The organism is Rothia sp. HMSC071B01 (assembly GCF_001808945.1).
Taxonomy (GTDB): Bacteria; Actinomycetota; Actinomycetes; order Actinomycetales; family Micrococcaceae; genus Rothia.
Window position 1 is genome coordinate 61133 of sequence record NZ_KV795070.1, and the last position, 16240, is coordinate 77372.

The window sequence follows — 16240 nt, forward strand, 5'->3', positions numbered from 1 at the left end:
CCCCTGCGTAGGCGCGGAGGAAACATGCGGCGTGGCAGCCTGTTACCTGGTGGCTTGGTGCTTATCGCGTATCAGAGTGTAACCCCGGTGAGAGCCTAGCCTAAGACTGCGGTAAACTGAAAGTTATGACTGCAACTCCGTTCTACATCACCACCGCCATCTCCTACCCCAATGGCAACCCGCACATCGGCCACGCCTACGAAACCATCGCAGCCGACGTGCTAGCCCGCTTCAAGCGCCTCGACGGCTTCGACGTGCGCTTCATGACCGGCACTGACGAGCACGGCCAGAAGATGCAGACCACCGCCGAGAAGCTCGGTAAGACCGCTAAGGAACTCGCCGACGAGAACTCCGCACGCTTCAAAGCAATGAACGACGCGCTGAACATCAGCTACGACCGCTTCATCCGCACCACCGACCCCGACCACTATGTCGCATCCCAGGCCATCTGGAAGCGCATGGAAGAAAACGGCGACATCTACCTCGACAAGTACGCCGGCTGGTACTCCGTCCGCGACGAAGCCTACTACGCAGAAGACGAAACCGAAGTACGCGACGGCCAGCGCTACGCCATCGCCACCGGCACCGAAGTCGAATGGACCGAAGAAGAATCCTACTTCTTCCGCCTCTCCAAGTACGGCGACAAGCTCCTCGAACTCTACGCCAACGAAGGCTTCGTCTACCCCGAATCCCGCCGCAACGAACTGATTTCCTTCGTCAAGGGCGGCCTCAACGACCTGTCCATCTCCCGCACCACCTTCGACTGGGGCGTACCCGTACCCGGCAACGACAAGCACGTCATGTACGTGTGGGTCGACGCCCTCACCAACTACATCACCGGCCTCGGCTACCCCGACACCGACAACGAACTGTTCACCAAGTACTGGCCCGCCGACCTGCACCTCATCGGTAAGGACATCACCCGATTCCACTCCATCTACTGGCCCGCATTCCTGTGGTCCGCCGGAATCGAACTGCCCAAGCGAGTCTTCGGCCACGGCTTCCTGCTCGTCAACGGCGAAAAGATGTCCAAGTCCGTCGGTAACGTCGTCGACCCCGCAAACCTCGTCGACGCATTCGGCCTGGACGCCGTCCGCTTCTTCCTCATGCGTGAAGTGTCCTTCGGCCAGGACGGCTCCTACTCCGAAGAGTCCATCATCAACCGCATCAACTCCGACCTGGCAAACAACCTCGGCAACCTTGCCCAGCGTTCCCTGTCCATGGTCGCCAAGAACTGCGGCGGTGCCGTCCCCACCCACGGCGAATTCACCGAAGCTGACCGCCAGATCCTCGACGAGGCGGCAGCCCTCTACGAGCCCGTCCGTGCAGACTTCGACGAGCAGGCATTCCACCGTGCACTCGACCGCATCTGGACCGTCCTCGCAGACACCAACGCCTACTTCGCAGAGCAGGAGCCCTGGACCCTGCGCAAGAACGGCGAACTCGACCGCATGAACACCGTACTGTACGTGACCCTCGAGGTCGTGCGCCAGGTTGCCCTGCTGCTGCAGCCCGTCATGCCCGACTCGACCGCCAAGCTGCTGACCCTGCTCGGCGTACCCGAAGGCGACGCACGCCAGTTCGCAGCCCTCGGCACCGCACTCGTGCCCGGCACCGAACTGCCCGCACCCGCACCGGTGTTCCCCCGCTACGAAGCGCCCAAGGCATAACAGCCGCTTCTGGCGTAGCGAATAGCGTGAGAAAGCCCTCGGCTTCCTGACCCCAGATGGGGGGGGAGGAGCCGGGGGCTTTTCGCATGTACGTAGGAGGTAGTTTGCGCGTGGGGGCAGTAGTCTTGGTCGAGCCGCCACTCATACTTAAGGATGAGGTCGGTACTCCGCCCAGCCCGCCTCATGCGCTTCTCCGCCCGGAGGATTAGCGATAGCCTCTGCATCCGCAGGCCAAGACCCGATGAACACCCGCCAAAATCAACCTGGAGGATGATAAAAACACCGTAGTCAGCGCCACATTGCGTGAAATAATTGAACCATGACTACGACAACTCCTCACGCACAGACGGCACAGCCCGCCGTCTCCGCACGAAACCTTTCCAAAACCTACGGCATGGGTGAAGCCACCGTCCACGCCCTCAACAACGTCTCCGTCGACTTTGAGCAGGGCAAGTTCACCGCGATTATGGGCCCCTCCGGCTCGGGTAAGTCCACGCTGATGCAGACCATCGCAACCCTGGACACCCCCGACCCGAACCCGGCAACCTCCATCCGTATTGGCGGTACCGAGCTCTTCGGTCTGAAGGACAACGCCCTCACCGAATTCCGCCGCGAACACATCGGCTTCATCTTCCAGGCGTTCAACCTGGTGCCCACCCTCACCGCGGGCCAGAACATTGACCTGCCCCTGGGCCTCGCCGGTAAGAAGCCGGACCCGCAGTGGCGCGACTACCTGGTTAAGACCCTCGGCCTGGAAACCCGCCTCGACCACCGCCCCGAACAGCTCTCCGGCGGTCAGCAGCAGCGCGTCGCCATCGTGCGTGCACTGCTCGCACGCCCCGAAGTGGTCTTCGCCGACGAACCGACCGGTAACCTCGACTCCAACTCCGGCGCCGAGGTGCTGCGCCTGCTGCGTGCCGCCGCAACCGATCACGCACAGACCATCCTCATGGTCACCCACGACGCAAACGCCGCCTCCTACGCAGACCGCGTGGTCTTCATCAAGGACGGCATGGTCGCCGGCGAAATGATCGAACCCACCTACGACGCCGTGCTCGGCGCAATGGCACAGCTGGAAGGTCGATAAGCCGTGGCAACCACACTGAACACGGTGGCGCGCTCCAATCTGCGCGCCTCCAAAGGAAAATACATCCTCACGGGCATAGGCATCGCGATCTCATCCTTCTTCATCGCCGCCATTATGATGCTCACCAACTCGCTGCAGGCGACCGTCAATTCCTCCGTTGGTGACGTGCTCTCCCGCGCCGAGGCGGTCGTCGCCTCCGCCGCTACAACCAGCGACGGTCAAGACAGCACCTCTATCTACCTGACGCGTGACCAGATTCAGAAAGTGGAGCAGAGCGACCTGCTCTCCGGCTACTGGGTGCAGTACGCCGTCACGGGTTCGATCGGTACCGGCGACCAGAAAACCCCCGTGCAGTACGACCAGCTGCCCGCCGACTCGAGTCTCTTCCCGTACAAGGTGCAGGGCAAAATCCCCAGTAGCGACCACGAAATCATGGTCTCTACCTACTTCGCGAAGAAGCACAACCTCTCGCTGAACGGCAAGGTCACCAGCACCGACGTTGTGGAATCCGTCAGCGCTCCCGGTACCAATAAGACCGCCGAATACACCGTCGTCGGTCTGTTCGACCCCGGTTTTGAAGGCTCCACCACCAACCAGGCTGTCTTCATTGGCGGCACCAGCCTCGGCGAAGCCACCCTGAAGGCATCTGAGGCAGAAAACAAGAGCTCCGCGGCAGGCTACCGAAGCATGGCTGGCGCGAACCTCATCTACCTCAAGTTCAAGGACGGCGTAACCGACGCCAAACTCAAGAGCCTGCAGGATACCCTCAGCAGCGGCGACACCAAGAACGACCCGCGAGTCATGACCGGTCAGAAGTTGCTGGAGGACTACCAGAAGACCATCTCCACGGTCTTCACCTCCATTAGCGTGGTTCTGGGCGCCTTCGCGGCACTGGCTCTGCTGGTCTCCTCGTTCGTCATCTCCAACACCTTCGCGGTGCTGGTCGGCCAGCGCATCCGTGAACTGGCTCTGCTGCGCACCCTCGGTGCCCGCGGCGGCTCCCTCGTACGGATGCTACTCATCGAATCCATTACCGTGGGCGTGGTGTTCTCCCTCATCGGTGCACTGCTGACCTTCCCGGTCGGCATGCTGGTGGGAAGCATGGTCTCGACCATCATGATCTCCTACACGATCACCCCGGTGATTATCAGTACCCTGATCTGCACCATCGTTACGGTTCTGGCGTCGCTCTCCCCGGCACGAAGCGCCCTGCGCATCTCGCCCATCAGCGCGATGAGCGAGCACACCAACCTTGAGGTGCGCAAGCCCGGCAAGGTCGGCCCGATCCTGGGTCTGGTCTTCGGTGCCGCAGGTATCGGCCTGGTTATGCTGGCTCAGAACCAGGGTTCCGGTGAGGGCGCCGGCAATAAGGCCATCCTTCTCATGATGGGGGCCGCGCTGCTGCTCGGTATTGCGGTCTTCCTCCTCACCCCGCTGGTACTGCCGCCGCTGGTACGTGCCCTCGGCACGGTCACCCGCACCCAGACCGGCAAGCTGGCGCTCGCCAACGCGCTGCGTTCGCCCAAGCGCACCGTCTCCACCGGTCGTGCCGTGCTGGTGGGTACCCTGGTCGTATCGACTGTGCTGACCGGTTACTCGGTGCTGAGCGCCTCGCTGACCAAAGCCTTGGATCAGCAGTACCCGATTTCTGCGCAGGCAAAGTACAGCTCGTACGACCAGTCCGAGGCTGCCTCCACCGTGACCAAGGCGGAGGAAATCGCCTCCAAGGTCAAGGGTATTAAGAACGTTCAGGCATCCGCCGTCGGTTACGCAGCCGGTGTGGTTGACTACACCGTCGAGTACGAAGGCCAGACCGCCAACCAGAATTCCGACCTGGTGGCGCTGAGCTCCTCCGATTTGAAGGCAATCTTGCCGGGCGAAAACTCGAACCTTGCTGACGACACCGTGCTCGTACCGCAGGGCCTCTGGAAGTCCGCTGGATTGAATGAGTCCAGCCGTCTGAAGGCACACGGCCCGCTCGGCGAAGTGGAACTCAAGCCCGTCAAGTCCGCAACCAAGCAGCACCTGCTGATTGTCAACCCTGCCACCGCCGCCAAGCTGCAGGACGCCAAGAACCCGCAGAAGGTTGCCAACCCTGCCGCTGAGGAAGCTCAGAAGCGCCTGGAAGAAGCAATCGCCAGCGGTGACAAGGAAGCTCAGACAAAGGCAGCTCACCTGACTGTCACCAGCCAGGCAACCGGTAACGACACCGTCGTTCTGGTGCGCGCCGCCTCCCCGCTGACCAGTAGCGAGAACGCGACCCTGCAGGCTGACCTGAACCGAGCCAGCCCTGACAGCTCCTTCACCGGTGGCTTGCAGGAACGTCAGACCTACGACCAGCTGCTGACCGTTATGCTGACCTTCACCCTGGTGATGCTCATGCTCGCAGTGGTCATCTCCATCATTGGTGTGGCGAACACGATGACCCTGTCGGTCAACGAACGCCGCCGCGAGAACGCGATGCTCCGTTCGCTGGGTCTGTCCCGCAAGCAGCTGCGCCGCATGATCTCCATTGAGGCGATTCTGATTACGCTCGCCGCTGTGGTGCTCGGTATGGTTTCCGGTGCGGTGATTGGTAGCCTCTCGGCGCAGATTATTATGTCTTCCATGAGTGCTTCCGCCCCGCTGGTGCTTGACCTGCCGTACGTCTGGTACGTAGTCATCCTCATGGTGGGTGTGCTCGCCGCGATGCTCGCTTCGGCTCTGCCTGCGGCTCGTTCGGCTCGCATGTCCCCGGTTGAGGGCATGCGCGGCTAACCCGCTGTACCTGGCATAGTCACAGTACCCGGCGAACCCGGATACTCGGCGTGAGAAAGCCCCGGAGGGTGCCCCCGATTAGGAGGCGCCCGCCGGGGCTTCACTGTGTCCTCTAGTCTGCCCTGCTTGTACTCTCAGATTCTTGGAGCTGACCTGTAGCATGGCTTTGCGCGTATGATGGGTGTATGAGCACTAGCCACCCCAATCTGCGTCGCGGGTACACGCTACCCCATGAAGCGGAGGTTCTTCAGATCCTCCGTGACGCTGGTGTGCGCCGTGCCCGACTCTTCGGCAGCGCCGCCCGCGGTAAGCTGACCGAAACCAGCGACCTGGATTTTTTGGTGCAGATGCCGGGTGTAGCCCCTTTTGACGAGTTCATGCAGATGGTGGATGCTCAGCACCGCATTGAACAGCTGACCGGCCGTAGCGTTGATATGGTCACCCGGTTGCGCCCCCGCATCTATGCGGAGGCAGAACCGGACATGGTGGAGATGCCGCTATAAGAAGTTGCCTGAGCTGATGAGCGACTTTGAACAAATCATCGACGAGATACAAGAAACTACTTAACTAAAGAGCCCCGGAGGGTGCCTCGATCAGGAGGCGCCCGCCGGGGCTTCACTGAGTCCTCTATTCTGCTGTGCCCTTATATAAGGGAACGCTAGTGGGCGATACCCGCCTCATACGCCATAATGACCGCCTGCACACGATCACGCGCACCCAACTTCGCCAACACATGCGACACATGCGTCTTCACCGTCGCCTCCGAAAGCACCAGCTCCCGCGTAATCTCCGCATTCGACAAGCCACGCGCAATCAAACCCAGCACCTCAAACTCACGCGGCGACAACTGCTCAATTAACTCACGATGCGGATAATCCTGCACAGGCTCAAAGCTTGCATGCTCAGCCGGAATAAACGTCGCCTTAGGAAGCTCAGAACCAGCAGCCGGGGGAATAGCAGGAACAGACTCGGCGGCAGGAACAACAGGAACAACAGGAGCGGGGGAGTCCAGCACCGGAATCATCTGCTCCAACAGACGGCGAGTCGCAGACGGCGCAATCACCGCATCGCCGCGGTGCACCGTACGAATCGCCTCCAGCAGCTGCTCCGGCGGGGTGTCCTTCAACAAGAAACCGCTCGCACCCGCACGCACTGCCGAATACACGTACTCATCAATATCGAAGGTCGTGAGCATAATAATGCGCACCCGCTCATCCTCGGAAACTTCACGCTCGCCGTCACGCTCCAGAATACGGCGCGCCGCCTCCAGGCCGTCGCAGTGCGGCATGCGCACATCCATGAGGATGACCTGCGGCGCCTGCCCCTCAGACACCATGCGGTCAAAAACGTCAATCGCCGCCAGGCCGTCATCAGCTTCCATGACGACCTGTAGGTCTGGCTGGGAGTTGACGAGCATGCTCAAGCCGCCGCGCACTAGGCGCTGGTCGTCAACGAGCATCACGCGGATCGGCTGGGTAGTCTGTGGTGCAGAAGAGTACATAGTTTCAATCCTAAATCACGAGGTAGTAGAGGGCACGGGTATTAGAGGTCGCGGTAGGGCAGCGCCGCCTCAACGAGCCAGCCGCCGTCAGGCTGCAGACCGTAGGTGAGGGTGCCGTGGTAGAGGGCGATGCGCTCGCTCATGCCGCGCAGACCGTTGCCGCTACCGGGTACAGGGCGGGCAATGTGCTGAGCCGCGGCAGAGGAAACCGGGCCGTTCTGAACCCACAACTGCAGACCGTCCTCGCCCCAGTGAATAGTGACGGTGGTTGCGGCGCCGGGGGAGTGCTTGAGCGCGTTGGTGAGCGCCTCCTGCACGGTGCGGTACGCCGCCAGCTCGGCACCCTGCGGTAGGGTGCGCGCCATAGTGCTGGTGATTCCGGTGCCGGTGATTCCGGTGAAGGTGACGGGTAGCCCGGCGCGGCGGCTCTGCTCCACGAGGGCGGGCACATCGCTGAGGGTGGGCACGGGTGCGTAGGCGGTTGCCTCGTCTGTGCGGAGTAGCCCGAGGAGGGAGCGCATCTGGGTGAGGGAGTCGCGTGCCGTGTCTGCGATGAGTTCGAGGGTCTGCTCGGCAATATCCGGTTCACTCTGCTGAGCCTGACTCGGCTGCTCTGCCTGTTCAGTCTGTTGCTCTGCCTGCTGTGCCTGTTGTGTTTGCTGGGCGCGGGCGGTGCGGGCGCTCGCGGCGGCGTAGCGTGCCCCGTCAGCCTGAGAAATAATGCTGGAGAGCGAGTGCGCCACAATATCGTGCATTTCGCGGGCGATGCGGGTGCGTTCGTCCTGCGCGGCGAGGCGGCGTTCCTGTTCCTGCTCGTATTCGAGGCGGCGGGCGCGTTCTTTGAACTCTTCGCTGCGCAGTTCGCGCATGCGGCGAGAGTCGCCGAGGAACCAGAAGACGGTGAAGATGGATCCGCAGAGCACACCAAACATCAGGGAGATGAAGATGCGGGCGGGTATGTCGTCCCAGTGGTAGAGGAATGAGAGCGAGGCCTGCACGGTGACGGCGAGTGCGCCGACCCAGCCGAGAATGAGGCCGCGGAAGCGGGCTCGGCGGGTCCAGTGCCTGCCGATATGGTAGGCGGCGAGGCTGACGGGCGGGTAGCAGGTGATGGCGAGTGAGTCGGGGAAGGGCTCCACGAGGGTGAGGCAGAGCGCCGCGATGACCACGTAGATGCTGCCGTAGGGGAAGCGGTAGCGGAAGTAGAGCGCGGTGGTGCTGCTGAGCGCGGAGATGACCGGGATCCAGCCGTAGCTGTTGACGAAGGCTGCGGAGAGCACACAACAGAAGAACTGCATGTGCGCAACGACGATGATGTTCATCCAGCTGCGTTTGTCTCTGAGGTAGTTTTGCACGCGGCTGGAGGCGCTGATTGCGTCGGCGGGCAGGTCGCTGTTTTCTGAGTGGCCGCGGGTATGCGTTACGGCGTAGCCTGATTCGGCTGTCTCTGCGCTGTGCTGTGGGTTCTGCTGGGGTTCGGTGTGCTTGAGGGGCATGTTTCCAGTGTATCGGGGTGGTGGGGCGGGACTGGGAGCCTCTTTCTACTCTCACATGCAGGGATATTTTGTGGGTTTGTGTGTGGGGGTGTGTGCTTGAGTGAGTGTGACACGCTAAAAACATCTATTTTTAGTGACCTTGATTACTTTTTTGTAGATTATTTATTCAACTAAAGCTTGAGGGTTTGGGGTTGTATGGAGTTCGAATTCGGGTTTAAGAGACCTGTAACTCCCTTAAGTAACCTATTTTGGTTGAAAAACCTTCAACCAAGGCGGAGAGTTTAAGGGAAACCCCCTCATCAAACCATTTTTGGAACCATTGCGGTACAGGTCTTTGATGGGTATAGTTTTGGCTGTACCGAAATTCTGCGTCCAGGAGGCAAGACCTCGCAGAGTGAACACCAAGCGCTCTGAAACGCGAAAGTCCCTATGCAGGGGGCCGGTTACAGCATTATGTCGTTATCACCAGAGGTTAGGCGCAAGCCTACTTCACTCACTCGAATCTCATCAGGTGACGTTCTTCGCCGCGCACGACGGCGGGTGATAACTTTTATTCCTCAAAATGACATCACTCTCGAAGGACATACATGTCTACTAACATTTCTCGCCGCAAGGTTGTCGCTGGCGCAGCATGGGCTGCTCCGGTTGTCGCAGCATCTGCTGCAGTTCCCGCTTTCGCTTCCTCCACTGTTTGTGAGTGGGAAGAGACCGTAGCTTACTCCGCAAACGGCACCGCATCCGGTGCTAAGGGCACCGCATCCTTCGTTGTTCCCGCACTGGTCGACAAGATCAAGTTCGAGGTCGTCGGTGGTGCTGGTGGTACCAACTACGACGATATGGCAGCAGGCTCCGGTGCAAAGATCACCGGTATCATCGAGGTCAAGGAAGGCCAGACCGTTCAGCTCATCGGCGCAGCCGGTGGTATCGGTAACGGCCCCCTGACTGCAGCTGAGGGTGGTGAGGGCTACGGTAACGGTGGTTCCTCCAACCTGCCCAACCCCATCCCCTCCAGCATCATGCAGCAGGTCAACACTATTTGGCCCGCTAACTCCCCCCTGAAGCGTATTACCTACTCCGCATCCGGTGGTGGCTCCTCCGCTCTGGTCATCAACGGTACCCCCGTTGCAGTCGCAGGTGGCGGTGGTGGCGCTGGCTTCATCAACAACGGTGGCGCTAACAACAACCCCCAGTACATGGAAGCTGGCGCAGTGACCGCTTCTTGGCAGTGGCCCTCCGGCGCAAAGCGCAACGGCAACATCATCTTCGGTTCCACCGGTGGTTCCGCTGACGGTGCATCGGGTTCTGCAGGTCTTGAAGGCTTCGGTATCTACGACGCTGACAACTCTATCCGCGAAACCGTTGAGGCCGGTGAAGGTGGCGCAAACGGTATCGGTGGTAACGGTGGTGCTAAGACCGCTCTGCACACCGGCAAGTCCCCGAACGGTGTTCTGGGCTTCTCCTCCGCCAACAACCAGGAGATTTACCAGTCCTCCAAGTCCGGTAACAATGGTGGCTCCGGCTTCACCGGTGCCGGTGGTGACGGTGTAGCATCCTACTCCTACCTGATCGACAACAACGATCGCACCAAGAAGGAAGAGGGTACCCACAACGGTACCGGTTACGCTCTCGAGTACTCCTCCATCGGCTTCAACTTCAACGGCTACGAGTCCGTCATCTCCGCAGGTGGTGGCGCAGGCTACGGTGGCGGTGGCTCCGGTGCTTCCAGCTCCTCCTCCGCAATCGTTCTGACCCAGAAGTGGAACAACAACCCCAACGGTATCCGCCAGAACGTCTCCTTCGGCCAGCTCGGCGGCGGCGGCGGCGCAGGTGGTTCCTACGTTGCTCCCGGTGTTTCCGGCGGTACCATTACCTCCGCAGGTAACGCTCCGACCGCTCGTAGCGAACGTGGCAACGGCTACGTCAAGGTCACCCTCTGCAAGCGCACCGCGTAATTGCATAGACCTTTAGGGCTCTCACTCTGAGTGAGAACTCGTAACGATATTCCCCGGCTGATAATTCAGCCGGGGAATATTGTTTTAACCGGTAGAGGCTGAACACCACAGAATCCAGAACCCCAGACTTCAGGAGGCGGGTCTGGGTCAAGGCGCTGCCGGGCAGAGACTGGGGGGGGGGTAGCCCAGAGCCCGTCTAGCCCAGAGTCTGAGAACCCGTCCGCACACTCTACCGCCCACCCGCTGCGCGTATTACGGTAGAGGCATGACTGAAGCACGTAGCATCGACCTCGCCGTCATCCCCGGCGACGGCATCGGCCCCGAAATCATTACCGAAGCCCAGCGCATCCTCACCCGCGCCTGCGAGCTCGAAAACATCACCGTAACCCCCACCCACTACAAGCTCGGCGCCGAGCACTGGCTGGAAACCGGTGAAACCCTGCCCGACTCCACCATGGACGCCCTCAAGCAGCACGACGCGATCCTCTTCGGCGCCATCGGTGCAGACCCGCGCAGCGGCAAGATTCCCTCCGGCCTCATCGAACGCGAAATGCTCCTGAAGCTGCGCTTCGCCTTCGACCACTACATCAACCTGCGCCCCTCCCGCCTGTACCCCGGCGCAGTTTCCCCGCTTGCCAACCCCGGCAACATCGACTTCGTCGTCGTGCGTGAAGGCACCGAAGGCCCCTACATCGGCAACGGCGGCGTGATTCGCCAGGGCACCCCGCACGAAATCGCCACCGAAGTCTCCCTCAACACCGCGCACGGCGTGGAGCGCCTGGTACGCTACGCCTTCGAGCTGGCGTCCACCCGCCGCAAGAAGGTCACCCTCGTGCACAAGACCAACGTGCTCACCCACGCAGGTCGCCTCTACAATCGCTACTTCACCGAAATCGCGGCTGAATTCCCCGAGGTTGAGACCGACTACCTGCACATTGACGCGACCACCATCTTCATGGTCACCGACCCCGCCCGCTTCGACGTGATCGTCACCGACAACCTCTTCGGCGACATCATCACCGACCTCGCAGGTGCAGTGACCGGCGGTATCGGCTACGCGGCAAGCGGCAACATCAACGCCGTCGGCGAGTTCCCCTCCATGTTCGAGCCCGTTCACGGCTCCGCACCGGACATCGCCCGCCAGAACAAGGCAAACCCCACCGCCGCAATCCTCGCTGGTGCCATGCTGCTGCGCCACCTCGGCCACGATGCAGCCGCAGCCCGCATTGAGGACGCCGTCGAAGCAGATATGCGCGAAAACGGCGCCACCGTGCGCGGAACCGATCAGGTTGGCGCGGACGTGCTCGCACGCCTCGGTTAATACTTGCCCGGCTAAAACTGGCTCGGCTAAAACGTGAACTACGCTAGTGAAGCCCGGAAGGAACACACCTTCCGGGCTTCACCTGTTCACATCCTGAATGGGAGAAAAGGTGCGCATGCGGCAAACGCATCTTTCCGGTACTCTAAACAGGTCAGGCACACCCGCCCGGCACCTCGGCGGTGGACACCATCCACCACTAGCTTTGATGCATCCGACTAGCACAGACCGCTAGATGCACCATCTGCCCCGCACGACAACGCGCCCGGCGGCACACACCGGTCCCTCGCCCCGCCGCGAGAACCGCCACTCAAAGAACGCCCACAGAGGCAACTAGACGAAGAGGAACGCAGAACGATGGCAACCGAATTCAGCCACGAAGCAAACCAGTCACCCGCCACCGCCGAACGCCGCGCCGAAATCCTCGCAAACCCCGGCTTCGGTGACTACTTCAGCGACCACATGGTCACCATCGACTGGGAGGGTGACTACAAGACCGGCGGCACCTGGTACGACGCACGAGTTCACCCCTACGGCCCGCTGACCCTCGATCCCGCCTCCGCTGTCTTCCACTACGGCCAGGAAATCTTCGAAGGCGTCAAGGGCTACCGCCACGCTGACGGCTCCGTATGGACCTTCCGCCCCGAAAAGAACGCAGAACGTTTCGCACGCTCCGCACACCGCCTCTCCCTGCCCGAACTGCCCGCAGAACTGTTCGTCGAATCCCTGCGCGAACTCGTCAAGGCAGACGAAGCATGGGTACCCACCGGCGACGGTGAAGCCTTCTACTTCCGCCCCTTCATGATCGCAACCGAGGCGTACCTCGGCGTGCGCCCCGCAAAGCACGTGCAGTACCACGTCATCGGCTCGCCCGCAGGTAACTACTTCGGTACCCCCGAACCCGTAGACATCTGGCTCTCCACCACCTACGCCCGCGCAGGCGAAGGCGGCACCGGTGCGGCAAAGTGCGGCGGCAACTACGCGGCATCGATGATCGCCCAGACCGAAGGCGAAAAGCACGGCTGCAAGCAGGTCATCTTCAAGGACCCGCACCGCGGCGACGCCATCGAAGAGCTCGGCGGCATGAACGTCTTCTTCGTCTTCGGCAAGGAAAACAAGATCGTCACCCCCGAACTGACCGGCACCATCCTGGAGGGCGTGACCCGCTCCTCGCTGATTCAGCTGGCTAAGGACCGCGGTATGACCGTCGAAGAGCGCGCAATCACCCTCAACGAGTGGCGTGAAGGCGTGGCAAACGGCGACATCACCGAAATCTTCGCCTGCGGCACCGCAGCAGTGGTCGCACCCATCGGCAAGCTCAAGGCAGAAGACTTCGAGATTCCGGCACCCACCGAGCACTTCGGCGAAATTTCCAAGAGCCTGCGCGAAGAGCTCGTCGGTATTCAGCTCGGCACCGTTGAGGACCGCCACGGCTGGATGACCCGCCTCATCTAAAACGTGAATCTAACGTAACCCGCGAAATCCCCGCAGGATGCTCCCGCCCGACCCCGCATGTCGCGCGGTGAGCAGCCCGCGGGGATTCGCTGTGCCTGCTAAAACCCGACCCGCCGCCCGCACCCTCGAAGGCTGGTACCCTAGAAAGTATGCGTATTGCACGATTTACCGTAAATAATGAGCTCCACTTCGGGCTGGTAGAAGGCGACGCAGGTGAAGAAACCCTGCGCGTACTCGCCGGCGACCCCTTCTACTCGGGTATTGAACCGACCGGCACCACCTACCCCATCGACCAGGTGCGCCTGCTCGCCCCGATTATTCCCCGCTCCAAGGTGATTGGAGCGATCGCAAACTGGGCTGGAACCGAGGCGCCCGCCTCCCCGCAGTTCTTCCTCAAGCCCAACACCACCGTGATTGGCCCCGGTGACCCCGTGACCCTGCCCGAGTACTCCGAAGCCGTCAGCGCAGAAGGTGAACTCGCCGTCGTTATCGGTCGTATCGCCAAGTCCGTGCCTCTTGAGCGCGTGCACGAAGTCATCTTCGGCTACACCGTAGCCAACGACCTCACCGCCCGCGACCTGCTCGAAGACCGCCAGTGGACCCGCGCCAAGGGCTTCGACGGCTCCACCCCGCTCGGCCCCTGGATCGAAACCGACCTGGACACCGACTCGCTGAACATCACCACCTGGGTCGACGGCGACGTCGTGCAGGAAGGCAACACCTCCGAAATGCACTACTCCGTAGCCGAACAGGTTGCCGCAGCCTCCGAAATCTTCACCCTGCTGCCCGGCGACGTACTGCTCACCGGCACCCCCGCCGGCATCAGCGTACTGCGCGACGGCAACGAAGTAGAGGTCGAAGTCGAAGGCATCGGCTCCCTCGTCACCCGCGTGCGCGACTAAACAGCCCGCACCCAAAAACGTAACGTACATCCTGAAACACACCGTCAAGGAGACATCATGACCGAATACCACGGTCCCGTACTCAACAGCCCCGCAGACACCCGCGTCCGCTTCTGCCCCTCGCCCACCGGCACCCCGCACGTGGGCATGGTCCGCACCGCCCTCTTCAACTGGGCGTACGCACGCCACACCGGCGGCAAGCTGATCTTCCGCATCGAAGACACCGACGCGGCACGCGACTCCGAAGAGTCGTTCAACCAGGTGCTCGAATCCCTGCACTGGCTCGGCATCAACTGGGACGAAGGCGTCGGCGTCGGTGGTCCCCACGAGCCCTACCGCCAGTCCGAGCGTAAGACCGCAGGCATCTACAACGAGATCTTCGAAAAGCTCGTTGAAGGCGGCTACGTGTACGAAGACTTCTCCACCCCCGACGAGGTGAAGGAACGCCGCAAGGCAGCCGGTCAGGATCCGCAGCTCGGCTACGACAACTACGACCGCAACCTCACCGAAGAGCAGAAGGAAGCCTACCGCGCAGAAGGCCGCCAGCCCGTGTGGCGCCTGCGTATGCCCGACGAAGACATCACCTTCAGCGACCTCGTTCGCGGTGAAATCACCTTCAAGGCCGGTACCGTGCCCGACTACGTGGTCGTCCGCTCCAACGGCGACCCGCTGTACACCTTCGTGAACCCCGTCGACGACGCACTCATGGGCATCACCCACGTGCTGCGCGGCGAAGACCTGCTCTCCTCCACCCCTCGCCAGATCGCGCTCTACCGCGCACTCATCGACACCGGCGTGACCAGCTTTATCCCCGAATTCGGCCACCTGCCCTACGTCATGGGCCAGGGCAACAAGAAGCTCTCCAAGCGCGACCCCGAGTCGAACCTCTTCCTGCTGCGCGACTCCGGCTTCATCAAGGAAGGCCTGCTGAACTACCTGTCCCTGCTGGGCTGGTCCCTCTCCGCAGATCAGGACGTCTTCACCATCGATGAGCTCGTCGAGCACTTCGACGTACACGACGTTGTCGCCAACCCCGCACGCTTCGACGTGAAGAAGGCAGAGTCCATTAACGGCGACCACATCCGTGCGCTCGACCCCAAGGACTTCCGCGACCGTCTCATCCCGTACCTGCAGGCTGCAGGCGTACTCGGCGAGACCCTCACCGAGCGTGAAGAGCAGGTCCTCACCGAAGCTGCACCCCTCGTCCAGGAGCGCATGCAGCTGCTCGGTGAAGCACCCGGCCTGCTCGCATTCCTCTTCAAGGCTGATGAAGAAATCAGCACCGCAGACGACGCACGCAAGCAGCTCAAGGAATCCGCACCGCAGGTCCTCGCCGCCGCAATCGAAGCTCTGGAGCCCCTCGAGGACTTCACCGCCGCCAACATTGAGGCAGCCCTGCGCGCCGCAATCGTCGACGGCCTGGAAATCAAGCCGCGCCTCGCATTCGGCCCCGTGCGCATCGCAGTGTCCGGTGAGCGCATCTCCCCGCCCCTGTTCGAATCCATGGAAATCCTGGGCAAGGAATCCTCCCTCGCACGCCTGCGCAAGCTTGCCGCTGAACTGAGCTAACCATGAGCCAGCCGAATAACCAATCCATCATCGGCAAGGCGCTGCTCAAGGGCACCCTCATGGCGCTCACCAACGCCTGCATTATCTGGCTGATTCTGTACATCGCCAACATGGACAAGTCCGTCTTGATGGTGGTCGCTGTTGTCGTTGCGGCAGCCTTCGGGTACGTGACCGCCTACTTCGAGGCGCGCGCCGCCCTGAACGCTCAAGAAGCTCAGGCACGGCACGCCCGCGGTGGCGACGTCAGCAGCTCGTCTGACGGCGTAGACACTTCGGATTCTTCGGACTCTTCGCGTGAAGAGGACGACGAAGACGACTTCGTGGACCCGGGCCCCGACCCGGACGCGGGCGACTTCGACGCCGGAAGCTCCAGCAGCTACAGCAGTTCGGACTACAGCAGCTACAGCAGCTCCGACTACTCTGGCGGCGGCGATTCCGGTGGAGGCGACTCTGGCGGTAGCAGCGACTAAGCTCTAGAGAATCCCCTTATCCAGCGGGAATCTGACGACCGAAAGGTCTGAAGGAAACCCGGT

At 61.6% G+C, this 16240-nt stretch carries 12 protein-coding genes; 10 read left to right on the forward strand and 2 right to left on the reverse strand.

Features of this window, described 5'->3' with window-relative positions:
- Nucleotides 1-125 precede the first annotated feature (125 nt).
- The 4 genes from metG (at nucleotide 126) to HMPREF2527_RS01960 (ending at nucleotide 6017) form a co-directional block, all read left to right on the forward strand.
- Nucleotides 126-1670 carry a methionine--tRNA ligase gene (gene metG, locus HMPREF2527_RS01945; RefSeq protein ID WP_070506000.1) on the forward strand — a complete coding sequence of 515 codons (1545 nt, stop codon included), beginning with the start codon at nucleotides 126-128 and terminating at the stop codon, nucleotides 1668-1670.
- A 319-nt stretch (nucleotides 1671-1989) separates the two neighbouring features.
- Nucleotides 1990-2757 (forward strand): ABC transporter ATP-binding protein, encoded by a 768-nt coding sequence (locus tag HMPREF2527_RS01950; protein WP_012903286.1) that lies wholly within the window; start codon nucleotides 1990-1992, stop codon nucleotides 2755-2757.
- 3 nt (nucleotides 2758-2760) lie between these two features.
- Nucleotides 2761-5514, forward strand: a complete 2754-nt coding sequence (locus tag HMPREF2527_RS01955) for an ABC transporter permease (protein ID WP_070506002.1) — start codon at nucleotides 2761-2763, stop codon at nucleotides 5512-5514.
- Between the two features lie 185 nt (nucleotides 5515-5699).
- Nucleotides 5700-6017, forward strand: a complete 318-nt coding sequence (locus tag HMPREF2527_RS01960; RefSeq protein WP_070506005.1) for a nucleotidyltransferase family protein — start codon at nucleotides 5700-5702, stop codon at nucleotides 6015-6017.
- Nucleotides 6018-6172: 155 nt separating this feature from the next.
- Here the strand turns inward: HMPREF2527_RS01960 and HMPREF2527_RS01965 are convergent, their stop codons facing one another.
- Nucleotides 6173-7015 (reverse strand): response regulator, encoded by an 843-nt coding sequence (locus tag HMPREF2527_RS01965; RefSeq protein ID WP_070506007.1) that lies wholly within the window; start codon nucleotides 7013-7015, stop codon nucleotides 6173-6175.
- A 41-nt stretch (nucleotides 7016-7056) separates the two neighbouring features.
- Entirely contained in the window at nucleotides 7057-8511 is a 1455-nt protein-coding gene (locus HMPREF2527_RS01970; protein ID WP_210390349.1) for a histidine kinase, read from the reverse strand.
- Between the two features lie 587 nt (nucleotides 8512-9098).
- Between HMPREF2527_RS01970 and HMPREF2527_RS01975 the strand changes: the two genes are divergently transcribed.
- The 6 genes from HMPREF2527_RS01975 to HMPREF2527_RS02000 all read left to right on the forward strand — a co-directional run bounded on the left by HMPREF2527_RS01975 (nucleotide 9099) and on the right by HMPREF2527_RS02000 (nucleotide 16177).
- Entirely contained in the window at nucleotides 9099-10463 is a 1365-nt protein-coding gene (locus HMPREF2527_RS01975; protein ID WP_070506009.1) for a hypothetical protein, read from the forward strand.
- Between the two features lie 265 nt (nucleotides 10464-10728).
- Complete coding sequence (locus tag HMPREF2527_RS01980) at nucleotides 10729-11784, forward strand: 3-isopropylmalate dehydrogenase (protein WP_005507402.1); 1056 nt, start codon at nucleotides 10729-10731, stop codon at nucleotides 11782-11784.
- Nucleotides 11785-12138: 354 nt separating this feature from the next.
- On the forward strand, nucleotides 12139-13236 hold the full coding sequence (locus HMPREF2527_RS01985; protein WP_070506011.1) for a branched-chain amino acid aminotransferase: 1098 nt from the start codon (nucleotides 12139-12141) through the stop codon (nucleotides 13234-13236).
- Between the two features lie 149 nt (nucleotides 13237-13385).
- A complete protein-coding gene (locus HMPREF2527_RS01990) occupies nucleotides 13386-14138 on the forward strand; it encodes a fumarylacetoacetate hydrolase family protein (RefSeq protein ID WP_012903294.1) in 753 nt (250 codons plus the stop codon).
- A 57-nt stretch (nucleotides 14139-14195) separates the two neighbouring features.
- Entirely contained in the window at nucleotides 14196-15707 is a 1512-nt protein-coding gene (gltX, locus tag HMPREF2527_RS01995; protein WP_070506013.1) for a glutamate--tRNA ligase, read from the forward strand.
- 2 nt (nucleotides 15708-15709) lie between these two features.
- Complete coding sequence (locus tag HMPREF2527_RS02000; RefSeq protein WP_070506016.1) at nucleotides 15710-16177, forward strand: hypothetical protein; 468 nt, start codon at nucleotides 15710-15712, stop codon at nucleotides 16175-16177.
- The last annotated feature ends 63 nt before the right edge of the window (nucleotides 16178-16240 follow it).

Excerpts from the sequence above, each read along its gene's own strand:
- HMPREF2527_RS02000 (WP_070506016.1), top strand. The coding sequence starts at position 15,710 with ATGAGCCAGCCGAATAACCAATCCATCATCGGCAAGGCGCTGCTCAAG.
- HMPREF2527_RS01980 (WP_005507402.1), top strand. The coding sequence starts at position 10,729 with ATGACTGAAGCACGTAGCATCGACCTCGCCGTCATCCCCGGCGACGGC.
- HMPREF2527_RS01965 (WP_070506007.1), bottom strand. The coding sequence starts at position 7,015 with ATGTACTCTTCTGCACCACAGACTACCCAGCCGATCCGCGTGATGCTC.
- HMPREF2527_RS01975 (WP_070506009.1), top strand. The coding sequence starts at position 9,099 with ATGTCTACTAACATTTCTCGCCGCAAGGTTGTCGCTGGCGCAGCATGG.
- gltX (WP_070506013.1), top strand. The coding sequence starts at position 14,196 with ATGACCGAATACCACGGTCCCGTACTCAACAGCCCCGCAGACACCCGC.
- HMPREF2527_RS01970 (WP_210390349.1), bottom strand. The coding sequence starts at position 8,511 with ATGCCCCTCAAGCACACCGAACCCCAGCAGAACCCACAGCACAGCGCA.
- HMPREF2527_RS01990 (WP_012903294.1), top strand. The coding sequence starts at position 13,386 with ATGCGTATTGCACGATTTACCGTAAATAATGAGCTCCACTTCGGGCTG.
- metG (WP_070506000.1), top strand. The coding sequence starts at position 126 with ATGACTGCAACTCCGTTCTACATCACCACCGCCATCTCCTACCCCAAT.
- HMPREF2527_RS01985 (WP_070506011.1), top strand. The coding sequence starts at position 12,139 with ATGGCAACCGAATTCAGCCACGAAGCAAACCAGTCACCCGCCACCGCC.
- HMPREF2527_RS01960 (WP_070506005.1), top strand. The coding sequence starts at position 5,700 with ATGAGCACTAGCCACCCCAATCTGCGTCGCGGGTACACGCTACCCCAT.
- HMPREF2527_RS01950 (WP_012903286.1), top strand. The coding sequence starts at position 1,990 with ATGACTACGACAACTCCTCACGCACAGACGGCACAGCCCGCCGTCTCC.